Source organism: Leptotrichia rugosa, from assembly GCF_041200005.1.
Lineage (GTDB): Bacteria > Fusobacteriota > Fusobacteriia > Fusobacteriales > Leptotrichiaceae > Leptotrichia > Leptotrichia rugosa.
This window is the reverse complement of the sequence record NZ_CP165644.1, coordinates 365,162-390,750: the sequence shown is the minus strand read 5'-3', so window position 1 is coordinate 390,750 and position 25,589 is coordinate 365,162. Positions and strand designations below refer to the sequence as shown.

At 26.6% G+C, this 25,589-nt stretch carries 27 protein-coding genes and 1 pseudogene; 8 read left to right on the top strand and 20 right to left on the bottom strand.

What is annotated here, in order from left to right:
- Nucleotides 1-45 precede the first annotated feature (45 nt).
- The 7 genes from argS to AB8B22_RS01935 all read left to right on the top strand — a co-directional run bounded on the left by argS (nucleotide 46) and on the right by AB8B22_RS01935 (nucleotide 5,820).
- The gene (gene argS / locus AB8B22_RS01965; protein WP_369711451.1) at nucleotides 46-1,767 is read left to right on the top strand and encodes an arginine--tRNA ligase; all 1,722 of its coding nucleotides are present in this window, start codon (nucleotides 46-48) and stop codon (nucleotides 1,765-1,767) included.
- Nucleotides 1,768-2,012: 245 nt separating this feature from the next.
- A complete protein-coding gene (locus tag AB8B22_RS01960; protein ID WP_094079197.1) occupies nucleotides 2,013-2,300 on the top strand; it encodes a hypothetical protein in 288 nt (95 codons plus the stop codon).
- Nucleotides 2,301-2,326: 26 nt separating this feature from the next.
- On the top strand, nucleotides 2,327-3,187 hold the full coding sequence (locus AB8B22_RS01955; RefSeq protein ID WP_211614578.1) for a polysaccharide deacetylase family protein: 861 nt from the start codon (nucleotides 2,327-2,329) through the stop codon (nucleotides 3,185-3,187).
- A gap of 151 nt (nucleotides 3,188-3,338) precedes the next feature.
- The gene (locus AB8B22_RS01950; RefSeq protein WP_237048670.1) at nucleotides 3,339-3,845 is read left to right on the top strand and encodes a septal ring lytic transglycosylase RlpA family protein; all 507 of its coding nucleotides are present in this window, start codon (nucleotides 3,339-3,341) and stop codon (nucleotides 3,843-3,845) included.
- A gap of 60 nt (nucleotides 3,846-3,905) precedes the next feature.
- A complete protein-coding gene (fabG, locus tag AB8B22_RS01945; RefSeq protein WP_369711450.1) occupies nucleotides 3,906-4,616 on the top strand; it encodes a 3-oxoacyl-ACP reductase FabG in 711 nt (236 codons plus the stop codon).
- Nucleotides 4,617-4,634: 18 nt separating this feature from the next.
- Nucleotides 4,635-5,252, top strand: coding sequence for a ribonuclease H family protein (locus AB8B22_RS01940; RefSeq protein WP_369711449.1), 618 nt, complete (start codon nucleotides 4,635-4,637; stop codon nucleotides 5,250-5,252).
- Between the two features lie 37 nt (nucleotides 5,253-5,289).
- On the top strand, nucleotides 5,290-5,820 hold the full coding sequence (locus AB8B22_RS01935) for a hypothetical protein (protein WP_369711448.1): 531 nt from the start codon (nucleotides 5,290-5,292) through the stop codon (nucleotides 5,818-5,820).
- A gap of 123 nt (nucleotides 5,821-5,943) precedes the next feature.
- Here the strand turns inward: AB8B22_RS01935 and rho are convergent, their stop codons facing one another.
- From rho to cobM, 17 genes are all read right to left on the bottom strand, one after another.
- Complete coding sequence (rho, locus tag AB8B22_RS01930) at nucleotides 5,944-7,179, bottom strand: transcription termination factor Rho (RefSeq protein WP_314080498.1); 1,236 nt, start codon at nucleotides 7,177-7,179, stop codon at nucleotides 5,944-5,946.
- Between the two features lie 215 nt (nucleotides 7,180-7,394).
- The gene (gene miaB / locus AB8B22_RS01925; RefSeq protein ID WP_369711447.1) at nucleotides 7,395-8,723 is read right to left on the bottom strand and encodes a tRNA (N6-isopentenyl adenosine(37)-C2)-methylthiotransferase MiaB; all 1,329 of its coding nucleotides are present in this window, start codon (nucleotides 8,721-8,723) and stop codon (nucleotides 7,395-7,397) included.
- 280 nt (nucleotides 8,724-9,003) lie between these two features.
- A complete protein-coding gene (locus AB8B22_RS01920) occupies nucleotides 9,004-9,567 on the bottom strand; it encodes a hypothetical protein (protein ID WP_369711445.1) in 564 nt (187 codons plus the stop codon).
- Between the two features lie 4 nt (nucleotides 9,568-9,571).
- Nucleotides 9,572-10,072, bottom strand: a complete 501-nt coding sequence (locus tag AB8B22_RS01915) for a hypothetical protein (protein WP_369711443.1) — start codon at nucleotides 10,070-10,072, stop codon at nucleotides 9,572-9,574.
- Nucleotides 10,073-10,472: 400 nt separating this feature from the next.
- The gene (gene cobU / locus AB8B22_RS01910) at nucleotides 10,473-11,042 is read right to left on the bottom strand and encodes a bifunctional adenosylcobinamide kinase/adenosylcobinamide-phosphate guanylyltransferase (protein WP_369711441.1); all 570 of its coding nucleotides are present in this window, start codon (nucleotides 11,040-11,042) and stop codon (nucleotides 10,473-10,475) included.
- Between the two features lie 32 nt (nucleotides 11,043-11,074).
- Entirely contained in the window at nucleotides 11,075-11,818 is a 744-nt protein-coding gene (cobJ, locus tag AB8B22_RS01905; protein ID WP_369711440.1) for a precorrin-3B C(17)-methyltransferase, read from the bottom strand.
- Nucleotides 11,819-12,138: 320 nt separating this feature from the next.
- Nucleotides 12,139-13,305: a DUF4473 domain-containing protein gene (locus tag AB8B22_RS01900; protein ID WP_369711439.1), complete on the bottom strand. Its 1,167-nt coding sequence runs from the start codon at nucleotides 13,303-13,305 to the stop codon at nucleotides 12,139-12,141.
- Between the two features lie 60 nt (nucleotides 13,306-13,365).
- On the bottom strand, nucleotides 13,366-13,875 hold the full coding sequence (locus AB8B22_RS01895) for a hypothetical protein (protein ID WP_369711438.1): 510 nt from the start codon (nucleotides 13,873-13,875) through the stop codon (nucleotides 13,366-13,368).
- 70 nt (nucleotides 13,876-13,945) lie between these two features.
- Nucleotides 13,946-14,857, bottom strand: coding sequence for a hypothetical protein (locus AB8B22_RS01890; RefSeq protein WP_369711437.1), 912 nt, complete (start codon nucleotides 14,855-14,857; stop codon nucleotides 13,946-13,948).
- A 78-nt stretch (nucleotides 14,858-14,935) separates the two neighbouring features.
- Entirely contained in the window at nucleotides 14,936-15,958 is a 1,023-nt protein-coding gene (gene cbiG, locus AB8B22_RS01885; protein WP_369711436.1) for a cobalt-precorrin 5A hydrolase, read from the bottom strand.
- 80 nt (nucleotides 15,959-16,038) lie between these two features.
- On the bottom strand, nucleotides 16,039-17,019 hold the full coding sequence (locus AB8B22_RS01880; protein WP_369711434.1) for a tetratricopeptide repeat protein: 981 nt from the start codon (nucleotides 17,017-17,019) through the stop codon (nucleotides 16,039-16,041).
- Nucleotides 17,016-18,647 (bottom strand): DKNYY domain-containing protein, encoded by a 1,632-nt coding sequence (locus AB8B22_RS01875; protein ID WP_369711433.1) that lies wholly within the window; start codon nucleotides 18,645-18,647, stop codon nucleotides 17,016-17,018. Before AB8B22_RS01875 ends, AB8B22_RS01880 begins: the two co-directional genes overlap by 4 nt.
- A 26-nt stretch (nucleotides 18,648-18,673) precedes the next feature.
- Nucleotides 18,674-19,441, bottom strand: a complete 768-nt coding sequence (locus AB8B22_RS01870) for an NUDIX domain-containing protein (protein WP_369711432.1) — start codon at nucleotides 19,439-19,441, stop codon at nucleotides 18,674-18,676.
- A 304-nt stretch (nucleotides 19,442-19,745) separates the two neighbouring features.
- Nucleotides 19,746-20,891, bottom strand: coding sequence for a DKNYY domain-containing protein (locus tag AB8B22_RS01865; protein WP_369711431.1), 1,146 nt, complete (start codon nucleotides 20,889-20,891; stop codon nucleotides 19,746-19,748).
- Complete coding sequence (locus AB8B22_RS01860) at nucleotides 20,830-21,843, bottom strand: hypothetical protein (protein ID WP_369711430.1); 1,014 nt, start codon at nucleotides 21,841-21,843, stop codon at nucleotides 20,830-20,832. The genes AB8B22_RS01865 and AB8B22_RS01860 overlap by 62 nt, the downstream gene beginning before the upstream one ends.
- 61 nt (nucleotides 21,844-21,904) lie before the next feature.
- Nucleotides 21,905-22,516, bottom strand: a complete 612-nt coding sequence (locus tag AB8B22_RS01855) for a hypothetical protein (RefSeq protein WP_369711429.1) — start codon at nucleotides 22,514-22,516, stop codon at nucleotides 21,905-21,907.
- A complete protein-coding gene (gene cobM / locus AB8B22_RS01850; protein WP_369711428.1) occupies nucleotides 22,516-23,277 on the bottom strand; it encodes a precorrin-4 C(11)-methyltransferase in 762 nt (253 codons plus the stop codon). Before cobM ends, AB8B22_RS01855 begins: the two co-directional genes overlap by 1 nt.
- A gap of 267 nt (nucleotides 23,278-23,544) precedes the next feature.
- On the opposite strand from cobM, the gene AB8B22_RS01845 reads away from it, so the two are divergent.
- Nucleotides 23,545-23,958, top strand: a complete 414-nt coding sequence (locus tag AB8B22_RS01845; protein ID WP_369711427.1) for a pyridoxamine 5'-phosphate oxidase family protein — start codon at nucleotides 23,545-23,547, stop codon at nucleotides 23,956-23,958.
- A gap of 20 nt (nucleotides 23,959-23,978) precedes the next feature.
- Here AB8B22_RS01845 and AB8B22_RS01840 read toward each other — a convergent pair whose 3' ends face one another.
- The 3 genes and pseudogenes from AB8B22_RS01840 to AB8B22_RS01830 all read right to left on the bottom strand — a co-directional run bounded on the left by AB8B22_RS01840 (nucleotide 23,979) and on the right by AB8B22_RS01830 (nucleotide 25,583).
- Nucleotides 23,979-24,308, bottom strand: a complete 330-nt coding sequence (locus AB8B22_RS01840) for a winged helix-turn-helix transcriptional regulator (protein WP_036060499.1) — start codon at nucleotides 24,306-24,308, stop codon at nucleotides 23,979-23,981.
- 147 nt (nucleotides 24,309-24,455) lie between these two features.
- Nucleotides 24,456-24,806, bottom strand: a pseudogene (locus AB8B22_RS01835) (DUF1016 N-terminal domain-containing protein); the annotation flags it as partial.
- 93 nt (nucleotides 24,807-24,899) lie between these two features.
- A complete protein-coding gene (locus AB8B22_RS01830) occupies nucleotides 24,900-25,583 on the bottom strand; it encodes a hypothetical protein (protein ID WP_369711425.1) in 684 nt (227 codons plus the stop codon).
- Between the last annotated feature and the right edge of the window lie 6 nt (nucleotides 25,584-25,589).

Below are 25,589 nucleotides of genomic sequence, written 5' to 3'. Positions count from 1 at the left end.
TAAAGAACAAATAGATATTTTTGAAAGGAGAATTAAAAATTACGGATGGAATTGTTGACAAATAAAATTAAAAAATTATTTTCTGAAAATATAAATAAAATTTTTGAAAATGATTTTTCAGACAAAATTGATATACAAAATTCCACAAAAAAAGAATTTGGAGATTTTCAAACTAATTTTGCTTTAGTCAGTTCTAAATTAATTGGCAAAAATCCTAGAGAAATAGCGACAAAAATTGTCACGGAATTTGAGAAAAACGAAATTATCGAAAAATTGGAAATTGCTGGACCAGGATTTATCAATATTTTTTTGAAAAACGAATTTTTGAATAAAGAAATTAAAAAACTAGAAAATGAAAAATATGACTTTTCTTTTTTAGATACAAATAAAACAGTAATTATTGACTACTCTTCTCCAAATATTGCAAAAAGAATGCATATTGGACATTTAAGAAGTACGATAATTGGACATTCAATTAAAAAAATATTGGAATTTCTGGGAATAAAAGTTATTTCTGACAATCACATAGGAGATTGGGGAACTCAGTTTGGAAAACTTATAGTCGGATATAAAAACTGGCTGGAAAAAAGCACTTATGAAAAAGATCCGATTGGGGAACTGGAGCGAATCTATGTTTTATTTTCAGACAAAGCAAAAGAAGACCCGACTCTTGAAGAAAGCGCAAGATCAGAATTAAAAAAATTGCAGCAAGGTGATAGTGAAAATATTAAACTTTGGAAAGAGTTTATTGAAATTTCCTTAAAAGAATATAACAAGGTGTACGACAGGCTTGGAATAAAATTTGATTATTATTACGGCGAATCTTTTTACAACGATATGATGCCAGAAATTTTAAAAGAACTAAAAGAAAGAAATATTGCAAAGGAAGATCAAGGAGCACTAGTTGTATTTTTTGACGAGGATAAATTGCCGCCAGCAATTGTTCAAAAAAAAGACGGAAGTTTTTTGTATGCGACATCAGATCTTGCGACTATGAAATTTAGAAAAGAAAAACTAAAAGTAGACGAAGCTATTTATGTGACGGATGACAGACAGCAGAATCACTTTAAACAGGTGTTTGAAATTGGAAAAATGTTAGGTGAACCTTACGATTACAAAAAATTACATGTGATTTTTGGAATTATGAGATTTGGAGATGTAATTTTTTCTTCAAGAAGTGGAAATATTATAAGACTTGTCGATTTGCTTGATGAAGCTAAAAAGCAAGTTAAACAAGTTATTAACGAAAAAAATCCTGATATTCCAGAAGATGAGAAAGATGAAATTGCTGAAACTATTGGAAGCGGAGCGATAAAATATTTTGATTTGAGTCAAAATAGAACGAGCGATGTAACATTTACTTGGGACAAAGTTTTAAATTTTGAAGGAAATACTGGACCATATTTACAATACACATATGTTAGAATTATGTCTATCTTTAGAAAATTAAAAGAAGAAAACTTCACTTTAGAAAATAAAGAAATTGTTTTGGAAAATATGGATGGAATTGAAAGAGAACTTGCAGTTTCGCTTTTGAGATTTCCGCAATTTGTCGTGAAAGCGTATGAAACACTAAAACCTAATATTATTGCTGAATATCTGTTTGACACAGCAAAATTATTTAATAACTTTTATAATTCAAAACAGATATTGAAAGAAGAAAATCCAAAAGTTCGAGATGCTAGAATTTTACTAGCGCAAAAAACTGCATTTATTTTAAAGCAAGGATTGGATTTATTGGGAATAAATACTGTAAATAGAATGTAAAATAAAATAAAGTAAAAGAGTAATTATAACAGCAGGGAAAAATTAATTTAAAATTGTATTAATATTAATTGAGAATTAATGATTATAGTGTATACTATACTCAGATCGATAAAAAGATCTAAAACCTCAATTAACCCCCCCTTTTATGAGACCTCTTTTTCGAAAGAGGTCTTTTACTTTAATTAAGGGGATTAAATTTATTAACTAAAAAAAATTTTTAAATAAAAAAAGAAAAGAGGAAAAAAATGGCTAAAAAAAATGAATTTTCTTACAACAGAGATGACAATGATTCGACAAGAGCAAACAAACTGTTAAAAAGAGCGGTATTATTGTTTATAATTTCTGCAATTTTGGTTGCAATATCACATTTTTTCTTAATTAAGAAAAAAGAGGATTTGGTGTCAAAAACTCCTATTTTGAAAGAAAATAAGGAAAAATTGACAAAAGAGCTTGGTGAAATTAATGATCAGATTAAGTATACTGAAGATGGAAATAAGAAAACACAAGAAATTATAAAAAAATATAACAAATAAAATAAATTAAATTGAGAGGTAAAAAAATGAAAAAAGGAATAGCAATAATTGGAATAATTGCTGCCTGTGCTGGATTTGCATACTCAGGTTGGCATATTTTAGGAACAACATCTAAATTAGTAAAAAATCATAGTTTGAACAGCAACATTAAAAAATTAGAAAAAGAAAAAAGTAAAAAAGAAAAAGTTTTGGATGAATTGACTAAAAAGAATGAAGAACTTACAGCAAAATACGAACAAATGAAAAAAGATGGAAAAATAAAAATAGTTCATTTGACTTTCGACGACGGTCCTTCAAATAATACTGAGAAAATTTTGGAAATATTAAAAAGAAATAACATAAAAGCAACTTTTTTTGTGATAGGACGTAACCAAAATAAATATAAGGAAATAATAGACGCAGGGCATGCAATAGGACTTCACAGTTATACACATGATTACAAATATATTTATGCAAATGAACACAATTTCTTTGAAGATTTGTATAGATTACGGGATGCTGTAAAAGCTAAAACTGGAAAAGATGTTAGAATTACAAGATTCCCTGGAGGTTCTAGCAATGCAATTGCATCAAAAGCCTTGAAACAACAAATTATCACTAGAATGGCAAGAGAAGGGTATATTTATCACGATTGGAACTGTGATTCAACAGATGCTAGTGGAAATGGAGTACCTGTACAAAAATTAATTAAATATGGAATTTGTACTAATCACCCAGAAATTGATGTTTTGATGCACGACACAAATGTTAAAGGAACAACTGTTCAAGCATTGCAAACTATTATTGATGGATATAGAAAAGCAGGATACAGTTTTGAAGTAATTACACCTAGCAGCATGAAAATTCAGCATGTAAAACAACCTGAATTAAAAGATTTGAAAAAATAATAATTAAAATTTTAAATAAAGATTATAGTTTTTTAATAGCTGTTCTTATTAAAAAATAGTTTTTATGATTTAATTAAGAGAAAACTAAGCTGTAAAACTGATAGCATATGATATAATATTAAAATAATAAAAATATAAAGGAGAGTTTTTAATGAAAAAAATAATTACAATGCTATCAGTTTTGTCATTATCTATCTCATTAACAGCAAAAGAAAATACAATACAAAAGCAAGAAAATAATAGTCAAAATATAATTTTTATAAGAAAAGAAATGATGAAAAAAGCCGACAGTTTAGATTTTAATGTTTCAAAAAGTGATAATAAATCAGTTATGACGATAAAAAAAGAAGATTTAAATAACTTTACTAGCTATCAAAATGGAATGGCTTCTTTTTACAGCAAAAGCTTAAATGGAAGCAAAACTTCGAGCGGAGAACGACATAGATCCAGTGAAATGATGGCCGCTCATAAAAGTTTGCCATTTGGGACAAAAGTAAAAGTAACAAATTTGAACAACGGTAAATCTGTCATTGTGAGAATTAATGATAGAGGACCGTTTGTAAGAGGAAGAGTTATTGATTTAAGCTATGCTGCTTTCTCACAAATAGAAAGTCCTGGAAAAGGTGTAACAAAAGTGGAATTACAAGTATTAAAATAGAAAAATATGCAAAATTTGAATAAAATAAAAAAACTGAAAAATTAGAAAGGTGGAAAAATAGTGTTACAAGGAAAAATAGCATTAATTACAGGTGGTTCAAGAGGTATCGGGAAAGAAATCGCATTAAAATATGCCCAAAATGGTGCGACAGTTATCTCAGGAGATTTAATTGATCCAGATTATAGTCACGAAAATATCTCTCATATAAAATTAAATGTAACAGATAGAGAAAATATCAAAGAAGTTGCAAAAGAATTAAAAGAAAAATACGGGAGATTAGATATTTTGGTAAATAACGCTGGAATTACAAGAGATTCGTTACTTCAAAGAATGAAAGAGGCAGATTGGGATTTAGTTGTTGATATCAATTTAAAAGGTGTTTACAACGTGATGCAAGGATTTGTTTCACTACTTTTAAAAAGCAAAGCTTCAAGTGTTATAAATATGGCTTCTGTAGTTGGAATTGATGGAAATACGGGGCAAACTAATTATGCCGCAACAAAAGGTGGAGTTATAGCGATGGCTAAAACTTGGGCTAAAGAATTTGGAAGAAAAAATTTGAGAGCAAATGCAATTGCGCCTGGATTTATTAAAACAGATATGACACATGTTTTACCTGAAAAAATTGTAGAAACTGTTTTAGCTAACACTCCGTTAAGAAAAATGGGAGATGCTCAAGATGTGGCAAATGCAGCGTTGTTCTTAGCAAGTGATGTTTCTAAGTTCATAACAGGACAAGTTTTAAGAATTGACGGAGGTTTAAATTTATAATTTTATAAATTTCAAATTATGTCAAAAGTATATGCTTATTATTTAGTAAATAGTGATACAAGCGGAATTTTAGAAAATTGGGAGAAATGTCAAAAGGTCATTTCAAAGCAAAATGCGAGATACAAGTCTTTTAATAATATTAAAGAAGCACAGGAATGGCTAAACGCCGGAGCAAAATATGAAAAAAAAGAAAAAAAGAAAATTTCCCAAAACGACATAGATTGCTCGGCAATTTATTTTGATGCTGGGACAGGAAGAGGAAATGGCGTCGAAGTGAGACTTACTGATTATAAGGGAAGTCCACTACTGTATAAAATTTTGCCTAAAGAAAAGATTAACGAACATGGGAATTATTATGTTGCAAAACATAGAACAAATAATTATGGAGAATTAGTTGGTCTCTATGCAGCATTAGTCTATGCAAAAAAATATAAAATAAATAAAATTTTTGGAGATAGCTTGCTTGTACTTAATTATTGGTCCAAAGGACATTATAACGCAGGCAATCTTGAATTTGAAACAATAAAATTAATAAAAAAAGTTACTCTGATGAGGGAAAAATTTGAAAATCAAAATGGAATTATTGAGAAAATCTCAGGAGATATAAATCCTGCAGATTTAGGATTTCATAAATGATAATATTGATACAAAATAAAAAAGGAGAGTATTTTTTATGAAAAAAATATTTATTATAGTTATGTTATTCGCTATTTGTGTCATTGGAATTTCTGCAACAAAAGATAAAAAATTAAAGATTCCTAAGGCAAAAGCAGCGAAAACAAAAACACAAAAATTAAAAACGGCTGATAAAAATTATGAAGGTGAATATTTTAGAGCTACAAATACATTTATTTACACAAAGGATAATTTAATTTTTCCAAATAAAGTTACATCGTATACTGTAAAAGATGAAAGTGGATTACTTGATGGAATTTATAATTTTGCAGCCGAAAAATATGGAGTAACTGATTCCGATTTGATTGGATTAAAAGTTTCTGGAACAATATCTAAAAAGGATAAAGTTATAACAATTAAAAAAATTACAAATTACCAAATTCCTAGAAGTAGAATATTAGGCGAAGAAACAGTTGAAACTGATAGTGATGCTGAAACAGTTAACACAAATGATAATGCTACTGATACTGATACAAATTCCAATGAAACAGAAGGAACTAATAGTAGCATATTTCAAGCAAACCAATGATAGTCTTTTACAGAATGAAGGAAACTAGATATTTATTAAAAATTAATTCTTGTAATTCAAGACAAGAATTAATTTTTTTTATAAAAAACTGCACTAAAAATCTTTAGTGCAGCATAAATTTTTTTATTTTTTCAATACCAAATTTTCAAGCAATTCATCGTTATTTTTGTATAATTTTGTCAATTCGATTAATTTTTTCATTCCTTCAACTTCAGACATTCCACTAAGCTCTCTCCTAAGAGCCCAAATTTTTTCCAAATTTTTTTTAGGGATTAATAACTCTTCTCTTCTTGTTCCACTTTTTAACACATCTATTGCTGGAAAAATTCTAAGTTGCTCAAGAGCTCTGCTCAAAATTATTTCCATATTCCCAGTACCTTTAAATTCCTCAAAAATAACTTCGTCCATTCTGCTTCCAGTTTCAATAAGCGCAGTTGCGATAATTGTAAGACTTCCGCCATTTTTAATATTTCTTGCAGCTCCTAAAAATCTTTTTGGATAATAAAGTGCATTTGGGTCAATTCCACCTGAAATCAATTTTCCGCTCGATGGAATTGTGATGTTGTAAGACCTTGCAAGCCGTGTCAAGCTATCCATTAAAATTAAGATGTCTTTTCCACGCTCAACTTCTCTTTTTGCCATTTCTAGCACATTTTCAGTAACTTGCGTGTGGATTCTCGGATCTTCGTCAAATGTCGCTGAATAAACTTCGGCTTCTTTCACATTTTCTTTTATATCTGTAACTTCTTCTGGCCGCTCGTCAATTAATAAAATCCAAACGTCAATTTCAGGATTATATTTTATAATATCATTTGCAAGTGTTGATAAAAGTACAGTTTTTCCAGCTTTTGGCGGAGCTACGATAAGTCCTCTCTGTCCTTTTCCAATTGGAGAAATTAAATCGATTATTCTTGAAGAAACTTCACCTGAGCCAAGATTTAATTTCTCATCAGGATAAGATGGAATCAAATCGTCAAAAAATGGTCTTTCTAGTGATTTTTCAGGCAAATCTCCGTTTACCAGAAGCACTTTTAAAATTCCGTAATTTTTTTCTGTTCCAATCGGTATTCTAAGCTCTCCAAACACAATATCTTCATTTCTCAAATAGAATCTTTTAATTTGGGAAATTGAAACATAGACATCAGGTCCAACAGAAGTATTTCGTAAAAATCCGTAAGTTGAACCATTCATAATATCAAGTTTTCCAAAACCGTAAGTTTTTCCTTCTTCTTCGCCTTTTTTTATAAGAATAGCATTTATCAAGTCAGATTTTGCCATCCCAGAAAATCCTTCGATTTTATATTCTTTTGCCATTTTTTTCAAAGTGGTAACATTTTTTGAAAGAATATCTTTTATCATCTCTTCTTCTTGATGTTTTTCTTGAAAATTCTTCTCCTGTGAAAATTTTTCTAAATTTTTAAATTCTTTTTGATTTTCTTCAGTATTGCCAACTTTTTCTATTTTTTCAGCTTCACTTTTTTTAATTAAATTTTCTTCTTTTAAAGTCATTTCTGTTTCACCAATTTCCTGTTCAACTATTTTTTTTGGTCTTCCTCTTTTCTTTTTTTCTTCCATTATTCTTCCACCAACTCTCCGTATAATGTCCAAGTTTTTGCGTCATTAATTTTAATATTTACAAATTTACCTTTTAAATTTTTCCCATTATTTTTAAATAAAACAACTTTATGAGTTGAAGTTCTTCCAGTTAGCATTTCAGGATTTTTTCGACTAGGTCCTTCAACCAAAACTTTTATTGTTTGTCCCAAATATTTTTGACTTTCTTCTCTAGCTTTCATATTTTGAAGTCTAATAAGTTTTTGCAATCTTTCATTTTTAACTTTTTCATCAACTTGATTTTCCATTGTAGCCGCCGGAGTTCCAGTTCTTTTAGAATACATAAACATATATGCATTTTCAAATCCAACTTCATTTACAACATCCATCGTATCTTGAAAATCTTCATCAGTTTCTCCGGGAAATCCAACGATAATATCTGTTGTCAAACCAATATCAGGTATTTTCTCTTTAATTTTTTTTGCAAGTTTTATATATTCTTCTTTTGTGTAACCACGATTCATCGCATCTAAAATCTTTGTTGAACCAGATTGAAGCGGCAGATGTAACATTCTAGCTATTTTAGAATTTTTTGCTATTGCGTCAATCACATCGTCACTAAAGTCTTTTGGATGTGGCGACACATATTTTATCCAGAAATCTCCTTCAACTGCGGCACTTCTCTTTAGCAATTCAGCAAAATTATCACTTTTATCAGCCAAATCACTTCCATAAGAATTTACATTCTGCCCCAAAAACAATATTTCTTTATAACCTTTTTTCGTATATTTCTCAACATCTCTTACAACTTCATTAATTGGCACAGAACGCTCCATTCCACGCACATACGGAACTATACAAAAAGTACAGTAATTATTACATCCATAGGTTACTGAAATTGATGCAACTATGTCATCTCCAAAATCAGCGTCAACTCTAGTAGGAAGTTCGTCTTCATCGTCAACCATAACTATATGAGTTTCTTCACCTTTTTCAATTCTTTCAATAATATCAGGAATTCTTCCAATATTCTGATTTCCCAAAACCAAATCGACATAAGGGGTTCTTTTTATAAATTCATCTCTCACTTCTTGTGCGAGACATCCAGTTACACCTATTATCATATGTCCATCTTTTTCTTCTTTAATTCTTTTCAAATCCCCTAATTTCCCATAAACTTTTGTTGCAGCACCTTCTCTTACCGTACAAGTATTAAGAAATACCAAATCTGAATGTTCAATATCCTCAGTCATTTCATAACCCATTTTTTTTAACATCTGAGTCATTTTTGCACTTTCATTTACATTCATTTGACATCCGTATGTTATTACAGTTGCTCTTTTTTCCACTTTTTCCTCCTTCAAAATTCCTTTTAGCACTAAAAAATAAATGCCAAATATTTTATTTATTTTCTTTATTTATTTTTTTCTGATTTACATATTTTGATATGCTCTTCAATTTGAAAATTGTTTTTAAAATAATATTGATCTAAATAGTTATAACATAATTAATTAATTTTTTCAAGTTAGTAATTAATTTAGAAAAAAATAAAATATGAAGAGATTAAAATTAGAATGATAATTTATCATCCTGATTTAGATTTGGTTTAAACTAGGTCACTCCATGCATTTACTCTTTTTTAGAATTTAAAATTTCATTCAATACACAAATCGCACTTTCATTATTCTTATCTAACTCTAAAATTTCTTTTGCTATGTTCTCTGCTTCTTTATCGTCCATTAAATGTTCTGGAAGTCCATAAAAACTTAGTAAAGTTAATAGATTTTCAAGATTTTTTTCAATTTTTACTGCTTCTCTAGCATGAAAAATACCAACAGCATAAGCTCCTTCTACACAACAAAATGTAAATGATAGCAAACTTGCTGACAAATTCAACCAAATTACATTTTCTGTTTTTTTATACATATACTGTGAAAATCCATAAAAAGTGAAACTTTCTGTAATATCAGCCATATTCCATATTATTTCATATATTTCTTGTTTATTAATATTCACTATTTTTTTATTTGCTTCTTCATACTTTACATTTAATATATCTATCCAGACTTCTTTTAATACATTTAATGTATTTTCATCATATTTTTTCAACATATCTTCAGTAAATATACTTTTCATATTTTCTGTAAACATTTTTCTCATTTTTTTGTTATAAGTTTCTTTTATATTTTTCATTTTTTTATCCCTTTATTTTATAATGCATAGGTAAAAACACTGAATTACTCGACAATAAAATTCTATCAACATTTTTAATTTTTAATTTTAAGTCATCTTTGTCAAAAAAATAGTTATTTTTTTTTATATAAATTTCTTTATTCGCATTAAAAATTTTTATTTGGTCATTATTTAAATAATTGATTTTATAATTATACCTTTTTATTTTAACGAATAACATAATAATTAAACATATTGATATTTTTATTTTATAGAAAAAATAAAATAATAATATTAAAAATATTATTACTATTTTATTTTCGATAAAACTTTTACATTCTAAAATTTTTTCATTTTTACTTTCAAAGAAAAATAATCTTTGTTTTAATTCTTTAAATATTTCTTCATAATTAATAACATTACTTATCACTATACTATTTTTATCGCCTTTAAATAATTCTTCTTGTCTATTAAATAAACTTGTATTATTGGTTGGAAAATTTATTATTATATCTGCTGAATTCAATAAATTTTTTCTCAGAAAAATCATTTCTATTTTATCATATTCTATTTTTTTACTTTCTGTTCCAAAAAAATTTCTAAATAATTTTCTGAAAATATTATTTTCTTTCTTTTTAATTTTATTAATAATCTTAAAAAAATTTGTAATATAACTATAAATATATAAAATATCATGACAAAAACAGCATTAATTAATAAAATATAATAATATTTTTTATCACTTTTTATAAAAAATAAATATAGGACTCATAAAGTATACACAAATATATGCAATTAGCAGCATTCTAAATTCACTATAATGATAGTCTATTTTTTTACTTTTGATTTCAAGTTCCACATTTGACCTCCCCATTAAATTCATTTGTTTTCACATCTTACTTTAAATCTCTCTTTATAAACAGTTTTCACTTTATCTTCATCGAAATTCCTGAAACTACAAAATAAACTTCATCAGCTTTTTCTGCAACAAACTGATTCATTTTCCCAGCAATTTCACGAAAATATCTTCCAAGCGAATAAGCGGGAACAAGGCCCATTCCCACTTCATTTGACACAATTACAACATTTTCAAAATTTTTAAAAATTTCACACAAATTTTGAACTTCCTTTTTCACATTTCTATCACATTTTTCCAATTGATTTTTTTCAGGTTTTTCCCAATCTATTTCTTCATTTTCAAAAATAATATTACTTATCATATTCGTCAAACAATCCACGAGCATATTATTTTTTTTATTTTCATTCATCATTTCTTCCAAACTTTGTGAAAAATTTTTATAACTTTCAACCGTAATCCAATTATCTTTTCTTCTCGCTTTGTGCAATTCAACTTTTTTTTTCATCTCTTCATCAAAAACAACCGAAGTCGCAAGATACACATTTTTTTGCTTTCCATCATTCAAAGATAAAAGCAAATCTTCCGCAAATTTACTTTTTCCACTTTTTGCTCCACCTGTCACATAAATTATTGCCATCTTTCCTCTTTCTAATTTCTTAAAATTTTTATTTAATATTCATACTTTTTGCTATATCCTCTCGGAGTTATAATTTTCCCATTTTTCACATAAGTATTTGTATTTCCAATTATCACAATTGTGAGCATGTCTATTTCATGTTTTGTCATCTCTTCTAAAGTCGTTACAACATATTCTTCATTTTCTCTTCCTGCATTTCTAACTATTGCAACTGGAGTCGTTTTTGGCTTATACTTTAGCATAATCTTTTGTGCTTCTTCAATTTGCGTAACTCTCCCTCGGCTTTTCGGATTATAGATACTTACAACAAAATCCCCTTGTGCCGCAAGTTCCAATCTTTTTTTTATAAGTTCCCAGTCAGTCAGTAAATTACTTAGGCTAATTGTCACATAATCGTGCATAACAGGAGCTCCCGTTATTGCAGCAGCCGCATTTGTAGCTGTAACTCCTGGTATTACTTCCACTTCTATTTTATCATCCGCAATTTCTAACATAATCCCAGCCATTCCATAAACTCCAGCATCTCCACTACTGATAAGAGCCACATTTTTCCCATCTTTTGCCATCTTCAAAACATCAGTACATCTATCAACTTCTTTCATCATCGAAGAACTCACTATTTCTTTATCAGGATAATATTCTTTTACCAAATCTGTATAAGTTTTATACCCAACAATAACATCACTTTTTTCCATCGCTTCATAAGCCTTAAAAGTCATATCTGCCTTTTTTCCCGGCCCGATTCCTACTACATAAATTTTTCCATTTTTATTCATTTTTTTCTCCTAAATTACTATATTTTAATAAATTTTTATTTTATTATTTTTAATCTCTTCCACCATATTTCGCTTCAATATTTTTATAATCTTCTCCCAATATTTCATTTACAAATTTAAAAAATCTAAATTTTCATTTTGACCTGCAAAAACTGTTAATATTTTATCTTCATTTTCATCATCGTAAACATAAAATTTATTGTCTTTACTGTCAGTTCCTTTTCTTAAAAATACTCCTTCTGAAATTTCTTCATCTTCTTCTCTTTTTCCAAAAATAAGAATTCTAACAATTTTTTCTTTTTCTTTCAGATCTTTTAATTTTATTTTTTCTCAAAATCTTTATTTTTTCCTAAAAAAACAAGTTTACAAGTTAATCCGCTACATCCAAATGTCCAATCGAAAATCTTTTTCTCCTTGTCTATTCTTGTTTCGATATAGTCAAATTTTTTTTGATTAACAATTTGTTTTATTTGTTCATCATCTGAAAGTGATTCAAAATTTTTTCTCTTTTCTTCTAAATAACTATCGTTTTCAATAGTTTCACCCTTTTCCGAATTTTCCATAATCCTTTTAAACATTTCAGTGCCTTGAAGTTTTTTTGTCAATTTTTCAAGTTTTGCAATTTCTTTTTCTGACATTTCTCCAAAAAATCCTTTCAAAGCCATTGCCATCTGAATTGTCATAACAGTCATCATTTCCTTATTTTTATTATATTCCGCCACTTCCTTAGAAATCTTTTTATTCGCAATTTTATTTATAAAATCATTGACCATTCCTTCAGTATCACTTGTAAACGCTTTTAGAATACCACCAACCATAAAAAAAGTTAATTGATCAGAATAGGCTTCTTCATCAGAAATTCTGTATTTTTCTAGCAAATTTTTATTATCAAGTATTTTATCAATTTCATCCATTTTTTGCGTTATTTCATCTATTTTCTGTTTCATTAACTTAGAATTTCCATCTTCTTTTATATTTTCCGTTTCTTTTGATATATATTCAAAAAGAGCTATTCCCTTCAAATAATACTGATTATCGCTAATCTTTTTAACTTTTTCAAAATACTCATTTTTTATATTTTTGTTTTCAGAACAATTCCAGAAATCCCTTCCCAAAACGAAATTTTTTCTATCTTCAGGAATATTCATTTTCAAATATTCTGAAACATATTTTTTCTTCTGAGGATCATTTGGTATTCCAGTCACAAAATACGATTCTATCAATCTTTCCAAGGCGATATAATTTCTTTTATCTTTCAGATAAAGTTTTTCCCATTCATCCTTACTTTCAGTTGCCCTTTTCCCGTCTCCATCTTCTTCTACAAATCCTTCTCCAAATTTCTTATCCAATTTTACAGTTTCATCAATTATTTCTTGTTTTACACCTGCTTTTGACAAATCTTGCTGGATTTTTTCCTTCATTGTTAAAGCGACTAGATTTAAATTTATTATAAAAAATAGTGCTAATGCAAAAAGTATTTTTTTCATATTTTCTCCTTAATTTTATTATTTTGAGAATTTTCACTTCGATATTCTAACTATAAATTTTTATTTTTTTTCATAATTTGAAATCAAAAAGATTCTTTGTAAAATCATTAAAAAATTAATCATATAAAATAATATTAAAAATAAATACACTGTTTTTACAATTTTTATAAAAATTATTTTAATTTGTAGAAAGTTTTTTAATACTAAAAAATCTAGTTTCAAATCTTTAAAAACCAACAATAAAATTAAAATTATTGAAATAAAAATTTCTAAAACTATATTAGTAGAGAGACTAACCAAGTATTTATACTTTTCTTGTTCTATTCTATCTTTAACTGTTAATAAAATAGTCCAAAAATTCAATAAGATTGATGATATTATACTAACAATCAAAGTTAAAGAATTATTGAAGTCTATTTTTATTTCTAAAATAAAAACGCTGATAATTGAAATTAAAATTGGACATCCAAAAAATATTCCCAAATCTTTTTTACTCAACTTGCCCTGATATGTTCTCAAATAATCTATATTTTTTAAAATTTCTTTAAATGAAATTTTTGAATTTTTCATATCATCAATGAATATACATTTAATATAAAAAATTATTATTATTATTAAAGATGTTGTAAAATAAAACTTACTAATCATTTTTTTCACCTAACAAAATGTTTTTTATATATTCAAAATTATCATCTAAAACTTTTTCTATCTTTTCTAATAAAAGTTCTCCATCTTTAGAATAAAATTTTTCAACATCTTCCACATAAAAATATTTGTCAATCTCAACTTTTTTATTTGTTATTTTTATTTTTCTGCCATTTTTCAAATTTAAAGAAATATATTCATCATCAGAAATTTTACTTCTAAAATAAGAACTAATTATATTTCTTTTCTCAATTTCTTTCAAATCATTATTTAACTCCATCTTTAACTCTACTTTCTTTACATCGGGTTTTATTTCTATTTTATTATTCCCAAAAAAGCTCGCCCAAGCATTATTCATATCTTTTTCTCTGTTTGTGATACACTTTATTTCTGTAACAGAATTTTTTAGAAAATAATCCATTACATCTTTTTCAGTAACAGCTTCCATTTTTAATTTATATGTCTTTTTTAAATAATTATTAAACATTTCAGTTGGATGTTTATTCTCTCTAACTTCAGTAATAAAAACAATATATTCTTTTGAATTTTTTTCATCTCTAAATCTATTTACAAAATATAAATATCTATCTTGAATGGCTTCATTTTCATGTATTTCATATATTTCTTCCTGTTCTTTATTTCTAATATTGTATATTCGACTTTGTTCTATACCATATTTGCCATAATAAACCGTTCCAATTAATTTATTATCTTTTCTATAAAATTTTTTTTCATCATTTTTTAGACTTTTACGATTTTTTTCATCAATTAAATCTATTTTTTGAATATCATCTAAAATTTTATTATAAAGATTATTTTCGTCTAATTTATTTCTTTTGCTACTAAATAATTTTAACTTTTGATTATCTCGAATTTCTATAAAACAAGATTTCAATTTTATTTCCATTTATTTAACCTCTTTTCACAAAAATTTATATTTTTAATTGAATTACTTATTAATTTTTGATTCTATATAAAAAATTGCTCATTCAAAATATATTTCTTCTTCAAAAATTGAAATCGTAACTTCTCCCAGCTTCACTTTTTTCACCAAAAAACTTCCTTTTTTACTCGAAGCTAGATAGGCACAAGGCTCAGAAACTCCGTACACTCCTATTTGATTTTTTACAAATTCTGAACGCTCTTCGACTAAATTTTCTACTTCCAAAATTTTTTCTTTTTCAAAAAACTCTATTGGAATATTTAATTCAGTCATTGCTTCTAAAAGTCCAATTTCATCAGATTTTACCCAAGCGGATGCAGCTTTTTTTATCGAGTCCATTTCTAAATTTTGAGTTTCCATTACATAATTTATTTTTTCGATGATTTTTTCTTTCGGTGTATTTCTTTTGCAGCCGATTCCGAGAATAATATTTTTGGGAATAATTTTAGAAATTTCAATATTTTTTCTGTTTGAGACAATTATTGCTCCAGCACAATTTTTGTCATTTTCTACGATATTTTTTGGCAAATGAATGCTCACATTTTCTCCATTTACGATAAGCGAAGTAACTCTTTTGGCATCGTCCAAGCTTTCCAATTTTGCTTTAATTTTTTGCGACAATGTGTCAACCGCAATTTTTCCACCAACATCAGAAGCAGTTGTAATTACTGGGATTGCTCCAATTCCATCCGCAATCTTTCTACATTCTTCATTTGCCCCTCCAAGATGTCCTGAAAGCAATGAAATCACAAAATTAGCGTGGTCATCAACTGTAATAACAGCTGGGTCTGTGTCCTTGCTTTTAAATTTTCCTTCAATAATTCTCACAACTGCTCCAGTCGCCGCAACGAAAATATGTAAATCATATTTATCAAATGTTTTTTCTAATAAAATCGGCACTCGTTCATTTATCACAAATAAATTTTCCACATTTTCACTTTCAAGATTGAGCATATTTGCCACTCTTTGTGACACATAAATATGTAAATTTTTATAAACATTATTTCTTATTTTTAAACATGTTTCGTATCCGTTTTTGCTTACGCAATATACTGCTGTTCTCATTTTTTCTCCTTTTTTGTTAAATTTATTCGAAAATTTTAAAATAATATTTCAAAATAACTCTTATATTTTTAATAATTAGATTATTTTTCTAATTCTTTTATTATTTTATAAAGTTTAGTTTTTTCTAGTTCATTTACAAATTGTTTTCCTTCTTCTTCATCAATTGAAGTTACCACTGTTATTAGCAACAAATATGTACTTTCTGGTACAATATTATATCTTATCGCATCTTCTGTCATTTTTTCATTATTTGCAATATTTTTTAAATAATAATTTTTTATTTCTTCTCTAGTTTTCAAATCAAGTCCTTTTGATCCTTTCGAATTTTCTTCCATTAATTCATAAATTTTTGAAGCATGAATCAAAAAATTAAAATTATAAACAAGTTCATCTACAACACCAAATTCTCTTTTATTTTGTTCAGATTGAAAAAAATCTTCTACAATTTTAAGATTTTCAACTTGCTTCTTAGAATTTTTTTCAATTTCTTCCAAATCCTTTTCATTTGTTGCCAAATCCTCAACAGTATCACTAAATTTTTTACTTTTACTCAATAAATCAATATCTGTGAGAACGATCTCTATCAATTTATAAACAGCCGGTCTGTCCTTATATTTTTCCTTAATTTTATCAAAATATTCTTGTGCTTTTTTCTTTTCTCCAATTTGATAATAATAAAATCCACTCATGCTCCAAGATTCAAAATCGGTAATATCTTTTTCTTTCAAATTTTCTTCAAGCAACTTTTTAGCTTTTAAAATACTTTGCGTATCACCTTTTATTGAATATATTGAAATCAAATATTGTTTAATTTGAATATTATTTTTATCCTTTTTTAATAACTTTTCTGCTTTATTAATCAAACTACTGATTTCATTTTTTTGTGGAATAATCGACATTCCACCTTTTGAATACAACAAGAATTCTGATGTTTCATCAATTATACTTTGTTTTACTCCCCTTTTTGAAAGCGTTTCTTGAACACATTCCCTAAGCGTGTATGCATTTGCTCCTAAACTTGTTGCTAAAAAAATTGTAATTGCACAAATTAATTTTTTCATAAAATTTTCTCCTTTTTTCTATTTTTTATAAATTCAATTCCTATTTTATCTTCATCAATTACGCTGCCGTTCACCATATATTTTCCATTTTTATCTTCCATTTCTCTTGCTGATTTCCACTTGAGTGTTTTAAAATCTACATTTTCAATTTTTTTAGACTCTACAAAATTAAATCCTGAAAAATAATCATAAAAAATTACGAACAAATTATTTTCATCTCGAACATATATAATTTTTTCTGTTATTGGCTCTTTCATAACTTGAAATTTTTCAGGTTTTACATCTTTTAATTCAAGACCAAACAAATAAACTTTATTTTTATCTTTTCCAAAATCATCTTTATTCTCTATATTTTCAAAATGCAACGCTTCAAATGATTTCACATCTACATTTTGAAGTTCTTGTATATCCGCATATTCTTTACTAAAATAAACTTTTTTACCGTCTTTTGTATAATAACGATTTAGCACTTTAAAATTTTTAGGATTTAATCCTTTTAACTCTTTTACCATTTCATCTTTTCCAGCCACAAAATTTATATAATATGCTTTATTTTTATCTTTTGCATACATAAAATAATCTTTTTCATAATCTTTTACTATTTGAAAACTTTTTCCATCCACATTTAAAACTGTTCCGTCATTAGAATAAAATTGATTTTTATCTCTTACTAAATGTTCATTTACTCTTTCAAAAGTATACGGATCGGAATTTTTTATTCTTTCATTTGAATGATACAAATAATTTTTGTCTCTCGCAAATCCTGCATAAGCATCAATTACTTCAAAAGTTTTTGCGTCTGCTCCATCTATTTTTTCATTTCCTTCATAAACATTATTTTTATCTTTTGAAAAATTTGATTCCATTATTTTAAAACTTTCAAAATCAGCATTTTCCAGTTTATCTCCTTGAAAATAAATATTATTTTTGTCAAAAAAATAACTGGAATCATCATCAAAAAATTTTAATGTTTGTAAATCTATATCCTCTTTTTTTTCTCCATAAAGATACACATTTTTTCCATCTATAAAAATATAATCTTTTAAAATTTTAACATTTTGGGGAACTACTCCATCTATTTTTTTACCAATATAATAAACACTATTTTTATCTTTTGAATACCCTCCACCAATTAGTTGAAAAGTTTGTTTGTCAACATTTTTTAAAATTTTTGGAGACATTATCACATTATCTAAATCGACAGGAACTCCTCCATTATATGAAAATAAAATATACACTCCGTTTTTATCTTTTAAATAAATTGAAAATTCATCTGTCATTATTTCAAGAGTTTTTACATCTATATTATCTACCTTATTCCCCCAAAAATAAAGATTATTTTTATCTTTACTTAATCCATAACTAATTTTTGTCAATAATTTAAAACTTTTAGGATCTGCTTCATTAAGAACATTTTCTTCATAATAAACATTATTCTTATCTTTTGCATACTCACCATCTTCAAAAACTTCAAAAGTCTTTGCATCAGCTCCCTCAATTTTTCTATTTATGTAATAAACTTCTCCATCTTCTATTCCGTAATTTTCATTTAATTTTTTATTTTCTGAAAAAATCAAATTACTAATTAAAAATATCAAAACAAACATTTTAATAAAATTCTTCTTCATATTTTTTCAACCCTTCCTAAAATTTTCTACACTTCCATCTCAAACACATTAATCACAGGCGTTTCATAAGGATGAACCTCCTTAATTAAATAATATGCTAACTCTTGAAAATCTTTTTTCACTCTAAATTTCATAATTTTCTCATTGGCAACACTGGATTTTCCAACTTCTCCATCAAAAGGATTCCCTCCTTCCAAAGTTTTCCAATGTCCAATTCCATCAATTGTAGAATAAACATCTGCATAAAAGCCTTCTGTCAAAAGATTGTATTTTTGTAAGTTTTCCACAATTTTTTCCACATAATTTTCTGGAACAAAAACTTCAAAGCAACTATATTTTTCTTTAAATTCTAATTTTGAACTCAATAAATTGTCGTTTTCATAATTTAAAGTCAAATAAAAAAATGGCGTATTTTTAAACAATAATTCTAAAAATATTTTGTCGCCTTCCCACAATTTTAAATCAAAAATTTCTTTTTTGGGAATCCATTTTAAGTTGCCTTCATCACATTCATGCTGATTTCCTGAAAAATCCGAACTTGTATAAAGATACATAAATAGCGATTCATCATCATTGTAATTAAAAATCACAAGTCCACGAAATTTATAACTATTCAATTCGTAACCAGTTTCTTCTTGAACTTCTCTTTTCAAGCACTCTTCAGGTGTTTCCCCCACTTCCAATTTTCCGCCAATTCCTAGCCATTTTCCTTTATTTATATCATTTCTCTTTTTGATTCTGTGTAGCATCAGATATTTTTCATCTTTTTCTAAATAACATAATGTCGTAATCATTTTTATCTCCCCTTTTTTATTTTATTTATAAAATATTATACCATATAGTTATGTTGATTTAGAATAGTGGTAGAAAATTTTAATATTGAAATTTCTGGTAAACTTAAAAAAAACTTACATAAAAATTTTTTTTATGATAGAATAGTAAAAATTATAATTTTAAAGGAGGGATTTAATGCCTAGAAATAAAAAAGAGGGAATTATTTTTGGAGTTACAATGTTTTTTTTTATGGTTTGTGGAATGAGTGCCTATAATTTGGCTCTTGTTGGAAAATTGAGATTACACAAAATTATGGACACTCTCTTAAAAAGTTTTGATTGTACATTTCAAATATTCGTGATTTTTATCTTTTACTGTTCCTTTATTTATGCTATATCTCTCATCTCTTGAAGTTTTAAAACTCTCATAATCTGCACCCTCTAATATTTTCCCATTACAATAAACATGGTCTTTATCTTTTGCGTAAGAAAATCCCTCTACATCCATATTCTCGAATATTATAAACGAATTTTTATCTGCAAAAACTTTAATTGGGTATTTATTTATTCTAAAAATATCATAAAAATAAATTTTATTCCTATCTTTCGCATAACCATTTCCTATAACTTCAAACGTTTTTGTATCTGCACCTTCTAATTTTACAAAATCATCTATTTCTGAATTATAGTAATAGACACTTTTCTTATCTTTTATAAATTCATACTCCAAAGGTTTAAAAGTTTTTTTATCAATATTTTTTAATTCCTTCGCTCTGTCTTCATTTAGCCATCCATCAGACAAAAAATATAATTTTTTATTATTCTCAAAAAATATTTTGTTATGTTTCAAATTTTCATTTATAAATTTAAAATCTTTAGCAGGAGGTGTTCCTGTTATTTTTTTCATAGAAAAATATGGACCATGATAACCTTGTTCAACAATAATTTCCCCTATTCCAAATATATAAATTTTGTCCTTATCTATTGCGACGTCTTCGGATATTAACTTAAATGTATTATAATCCACTCCTTTTAGTTCATTAATTAATGTTCCATAAATAGCAAATATTCTTTCCCCATCTTTCAAAAAATATTTTTTCTCTACTATATTTTTTACATTTGGTTTAATCAATTCAAGATTTTTAAAATTTATTTTTAATTTTTCTTGTTTAATATTTACAAGATTTTCTGCATTTTTTACTTTTATACCTGAATAATAAACACCTTCATCGTCTACTGAAATTTCATCATTTAATCTTCTTCTTCCTTTGCTTATTTCTATATCATACTCTTTATTTCCAAAAACTTTCCATTTATTACTAACATTCTCCGTAAATGATAAATTTCCTATAAAAAATAATAAAACAAATATTTTAAAAAATTGTTTTTTCATAATCTGCACTCCTTTTTTAATCACATCTTTTACCAAACTCATCATATTCTTCACTTGCAACACTCTCACTATTTTCATCAAAAAAAATCCAGTTATAAAACTTTCTTCCATCTCGTATAACACCTTTTATAATTGCCTTTTCTCTCAAATTATTATCTTTTCCCTTACTAAACCATTTATTAAAATAACGAAAAAAATTATTTTTTATTTCCACAAAATCTGTAACTTCTATTTTTGCATTTATTTTTCTCCCATTTAACCTGTAAATCGAAACATCTTTTTCAAAATCTTTTTCTTCAATTTCAATAATATTATTTTCTACTTCCAATTTTTTCCATTTCTTGAGATTATTCCATTCTTCCAAAGTCATTTTTATCATATCAAAATCTTTAATTGGCTTAAAATCACGAAATTCTACAATTGTGTATTCTTTAATATATTTTCTTATTTCTTCCTTTTCTAAAAATTTACCATCCTCAAAGATAACCCTGTTCACATTATTTTCTTCAATAAATTTCATTATATTCTCAAAACCAATTTCCCGTGTTACAACATCATCAAAAATTTCTGTTTTTTCTTTCCAAATTGATTTATACAGTCCAACTTTTTTCAGTTCTATTCGAAATTCCTTCTTGTCTATTTTTTCTCCCGCTTTTATTTTCTCAAGAAGTTCAATTAATTTTTTTGAAAAATCAACCTTATTTTTATGAATTATTTCTTTCAAATACCTAATTGTGCTGTTTTTCAAAATATCATAATTTCCGAAAATTTCATTTTTCAATTTTTCATCATTCGTAACTTCATTTTCATAACATTTCCACGAATAATCCTGCCCATCAAAACAATGAAATATTTTATCTCCCTTTTCTTTCTCAAAATCATAATAAGAACAGCTATACAGCGGATCATCTTCCCTTCTCAAATCAAATGCCACATAATTTTTATCTTCTTTTGCTTCTCCAATATGCAAAAAACATTCTGCTTCAAAAAAAGAATCATTTTTCTGATTTTCAAGTTTTATAATTTCCATATTTTTTTTAATCCTTACGCAATAAATAACATTTTATTACTTAATTTTATTTAACATCTCTTCAAATTTTTTTAGCATCTTTAAACTTCCACTCATTCCCGATTTTATTTAATTCATTTATTACTTTATCTATCATATAATTTTTAGGATTTCGCACTCCTTCTCTTAACATTTCATTTATTATATCTTTCCGTTTTTTTATTTCTGAAGGACTTAAAAAATCTTCATCGTCTTTCATTTCATATCCATATTTTTTTAAAAATCTTTTTTTCATTTCTTTATCATCTAAAATTTTATCCGAATCAGGAATAACCACTTCATAAGTAACAGAAACCTTTGTATTTGATAAATATTTTACAGTTTTTATATTAAATTTTGAATTGTTAAATATTTCAGAAAAAAAACTAGGAACTTCTTTTGATAGCAATTGCATACTCTCTTTTTCTTCTTTGCTCATTTCATTATTTACTTTACTTGCTACAGAAAAATAATATGAAATCATTTCTTGTAACACTTTCTTAGGATATTTACTCACTGTTTCTTCAATTTTTTTATTTTCCACCTCAATCTGCTCTTTTGACAAAGTAACATTTTTTTGCTTTATTACTTGATATTGCTCTGCAAAAATTTGCATGGAAAATATAAATAGAATTATTGTTATTAGTTTTTTCATTATTCTTTAATTCCTTTTCTAAACTCATGCGAAAATGTCTTATCATAAAGCTTAGATTTAGAATATTTATCCCCTATAAAGTTTCCAACCAAAATTTGTGCAGTTTTCGTAATTTTTTCATCTTTCACTTTTTGAGCAATGTTTTCCAATGTTCCCATAATGATTTTTTGATCATCCCAAGTTGCTCTTTGAACAATTGCAATTGGTGTTGTTTTATCATAATGCTTTAATAATCTTTTTACAACTTCATCAATCATTTGTACAGATAGGAATATTGCCATCGAACATTTATGTGAAGCAAGGCTTTCAAGACTTTCTGCTTCAGGAACAGATGTTCTTCCTTCCAGTCTTGTACAAATTATTGTCTGACTCACATCTGGCAAAGTAAATTCTTTTTTTATTGCAGCAGCAGCAGCCACAAATGAACTCACTCCTGGAATTACTTCATACTCAATCCCATATTCATCCAGAATATCCATTTGTTCCCTTATTGCACCATAAATGCTCGGATCTCCAGTATGCACTCTTGCTACTAGTTTCGCATTTTTCTGAGCTTTTATCGTAACTTCCATCACTTCATCTAAATTCATTGTAACAGAATTATAAACTTTCGCTCCTTCTTTATGACATTCAATAACTTCTCTTGGCACAAGCGAACCCGCATAAATTATTACATCTGCTTCCTCTACGATTCTTTTCCCTTTTACTGTTATTAATTCAGGATCTCCAGGCCCTGCTCCTATGAAGTATACTTTTTTCATAAAATTACCTCTTTCTTTTCTTATTAATTTTCTAGTTTTATAGTATTTCATTTATTTCAAAACTTACTGACATCCCTGTATTCGAATATTTTTTTAATCTTTTTCAAAAATGCTTTCCAAACTTTCCCATTTTCAAAATAAATTATTTTTTTAAGTTACCATCTTGTTACCTTGTAATAAAATTGTGCCTTCTTCACAATTTTTCTATTTTAAGCTATAATTAACATAGTTAGCTAACTCAAAAAAATATATCTGGAGGAAAATAAAATGATTGATTACAATAAAATATTAAAAGAAAACTCTTACGGAGTTTTAGCTACACTTGACGATAATAAACCTAAAACAAGAATTTTTCAGTATCTGTTTTCTGAGAAAAACAAAGTATATCTTGCAACTACAAATAATAAAAACGTTTACAAACAGTTAAAAAAATGTCCTTATGTTTCTTTTCTCTCTCATTCAGAAGATTATTTATCATTTATATCCGTAAATGGAAATATTCATTTTACTAATGATATTAATCTTAAAACAAGAGTTTTAAATGAATATCCAGCAATAAAAGAACTTTTTAAAACTCCTGATAATCCTATTTTTGAACTTTTTTATATTGATGTAGAAGAAATCAGGACTTTTGATTTAAAAACTTATACCAATGAAAATTTTAAAATAGAAAAACCATAATTAATTCGATACAATTATAGTTATTCGTATTTTGTTTTTTCTCGGTAATTTACACCCCATTTGTCCATACTTTCCAGTATCGGCTTTAAGCTGTAACCTGTTTCAGTAAGAGAATATTCAACTTTTGGAGGAACTTCAGGATAAATCTTTCTTATAAGAAGATTGTCCTCCTCCATTTCTCTTAAATTGTATGTCAAAACTTTATTAGAAATTCCATTTATAGATTTTCTCAACTCTCCAAATCTTTTTGTCCCATCGAGTAAATCTCTTATTATAAGTATTTTCCATTTATTAGAAATTAAAGAAAGTGTTATTTCAACAGAACACTTCGGTAATTCTTTTTTATTCATAATTATCATTCTCTATTCCTTTTAATTTTATTTTCTTATTATACTCCCTCAAAACTTTTTCCACCTCATTTTCAAGCACTTCCTTATTAGGAATATACAATGTGTATTTTGAAGCAAAAATCTGATTAGAAAGCCCACCTAGTGCGGATCTCTTTCATAAAATGCTCTTTCTTTATCATTAGATATACTCAATATCCCACAATAATGAGACCAGCTCAATTTTCCAGACACTGTCTGGAATTTTTGATATTTCAAATAAAATTTTCTCATATTAAATAAATTTGATTTTGAAAAGCCCTTTCCATACTCTTTTGTCAATTTTTTCGACAATTCTTTTAAAAGTCTTTTCCCATATTCTGCTCTCTCACTATTTTCCTGTTCATCTTCTATAATAATTTTCCCTATTTTCCAATAAGTCTGCACAAGAATATTATTAATCTTTACAGACACCTGTTTTCTCGCATTTTCCATCAATTCTTTGATTTGCAAATAAACCATATTACTCTCAATTCCTTTTTCAATTTTACCCATTTTAACCCCCTATTTATATTAAATTCTAAAAATAATTTATAACTTATCAAACATATTTAACTAATAACTAATTTTTTGTTCAACATTCGGATTTTGAACGGCTTTCTTATACAGTTCCTTTAATTCTTCAAAATGATTTCCATTTTTTTCTCTATATTCTTTTTCCTTTTCTGTCAATTCCCTATTATACGGATTATCTCCCAAACTGCTGTGAAGAGCAATTCCAAATTGTGTTATAATATCAAATTTCATAATTTCCTGCGACAAACTTTTATCTGTATAAAATTTATAACCATCGTAATTTGAACCTCTTCCCGCATCATAGTAAATATCGTTATTGTATTTTACTTTTACAATATTTTTTATTTCTTTTTTTGTTTTTCTTTCATAAATAACTGCTTTGTTGTTTTCCACCAATTCAGCAATATAATTACGAACATAATCCAATTTTTTATCTTTATCTGAAATACTATTTTTTATATTCTTTTCTTTTTTATCTCTATTTTTATTGTATAATTCCAATAGATCACTTTTTCTCATTATAATATCAAAATTTTCAGTTTTATACGTTACTATATTCTTTTTATCATTTGGCAATACATAACTCAAATTTATTTCCTTTTCAAAAATTTGACTTAATTCTATGTATCTTTTTTTCTTCGTATCATAAGTTCCTTTTACAATTGTTTCTGCTAGCCCTTGAATTGCTACTCCAAGTAACAAAACAAATAATATTTTTTTCATAATTAT

Coding starts and splice junctions, on each gene's coding strand:
- AB8B22_RS01890 (WP_369711437.1), bottom strand. CDS start 14,857: ATGGAAATAAAATTGAAATCTTGTTTTATAGAAATTCGAGATAATCAA.
- cbiG (WP_369711436.1), bottom strand. CDS start 15,958: ATGAGAACAGCAGTATATTGCGTAAGCAAAAACGGATACGAAACATGT.
- AB8B22_RS01940 (WP_369711449.1), top strand. CDS start 4,635: ATGTCAAAAGTATATGCTTATTATTTAGTAAATAGTGATACAAGCGGA.
- AB8B22_RS01845 (WP_369711427.1), top strand. CDS start 23,545: ATGATTGATTACAATAAAATATTAAAAGAAAACTCTTACGGAGTTTTA.
- cobU (WP_369711441.1), bottom strand. CDS start 11,042: ATGGCAATAATTTATGTGACAGGTGGAGCAAAAAGTGGAAAAAGTAAA.
- rho (WP_314080498.1), bottom strand. CDS start 7,179: ATGATAAAAGATATTCTTTCAAAAAATGTTACCACTTTGAAAAAAATG.
- AB8B22_RS01875 (WP_369711433.1), bottom strand. CDS start 18,647: ATGAAGAAGAATTTTATTAAAATGTTTGTTTTGATATTTTTAATTAGT.
- AB8B22_RS01880 (WP_369711434.1), bottom strand. CDS start 17,019: ATGAAAAAATTAATTTGTGCAATTACAATTTTTTTAGCAACAAGTTTA.
- AB8B22_RS01840 (WP_036060499.1), bottom strand. CDS start 24,308: ATGAATAAAAAAGAATTACCGAAGTGTTCTGTTGAAATAACACTTTCT.
- AB8B22_RS01865 (WP_369711431.1), bottom strand. CDS start 20,891: ATGAAAATAGTGAGAGTGTTGCAAGTGAAGAATATGATGAGTTTGGTA.
- AB8B22_RS01855 (WP_369711429.1), bottom strand. CDS start 22,516: ATGAAAAAACTAATAACAATAATTCTATTTATATTTTCCATGCAAATT.
- cobJ (WP_369711440.1), bottom strand. CDS start 11,818: ATGAATAAAAATGGAAAAATTTATGTAGTAGGAATCGGGCCGGGAAAA.
- AB8B22_RS01935 (WP_369711448.1), top strand. CDS start 5,290: ATGAAAAAAATATTTATTATAGTTATGTTATTCGCTATTTGTGTCATT.
- AB8B22_RS01900 (WP_369711439.1), bottom strand. CDS start 13,305: ATGAAAAAAATACTTTTTGCATTAGCACTATTTTTTATAATAAATTTA.
- AB8B22_RS01860 (WP_369711430.1), bottom strand. CDS start 21,843: ATGGAAATTATAAAACTTGAAAATCAGAAAAATGATTCTTTTTTTGAA.
- AB8B22_RS01950 (WP_237048670.1), top strand. CDS start 3,339: ATGAAAAAAATAATTACAATGCTATCAGTTTTGTCATTATCTATCTCA.
- AB8B22_RS01870 (WP_369711432.1), bottom strand. CDS start 19,441: ATGATTACGACATTATGTTATTTAGAAAAAGATGAAAAATATCTGATG.
- AB8B22_RS01830 (WP_369711425.1), bottom strand. CDS start 25,583: ATGAAAAAAATATTATTTGTTTTGTTACTTGGAGTAGCAATTCAAGGG.
- cobM (WP_369711428.1), bottom strand. CDS start 23,277: ATGAAAAAAGTATACTTCATAGGAGCAGGGCCTGGAGATCCTGAATTA.
- argS (WP_369711451.1), top strand. CDS start 46: ATGGAATTGTTGACAAATAAAATTAAAAAATTATTTTCTGAAAATATA.
- AB8B22_RS01960 (WP_094079197.1), top strand. CDS start 2,013: ATGGCTAAAAAAAATGAATTTTCTTACAACAGAGATGACAATGATTCG.
- AB8B22_RS01955 (WP_211614578.1), top strand. CDS start 2,327: ATGAAAAAAGGAATAGCAATAATTGGAATAATTGCTGCCTGTGCTGGA.
- AB8B22_RS01895 (WP_369711438.1), bottom strand. CDS start 13,875: ATGAAAAATTCAAAAATTTCATTTAAAGAAATTTTAAAAAATATAGAT.
- AB8B22_RS01920 (WP_369711445.1), bottom strand. CDS start 9,567: ATGAAAAATATAAAAGAAACTTATAACAAAAAAATGAGAAAAATGTTT.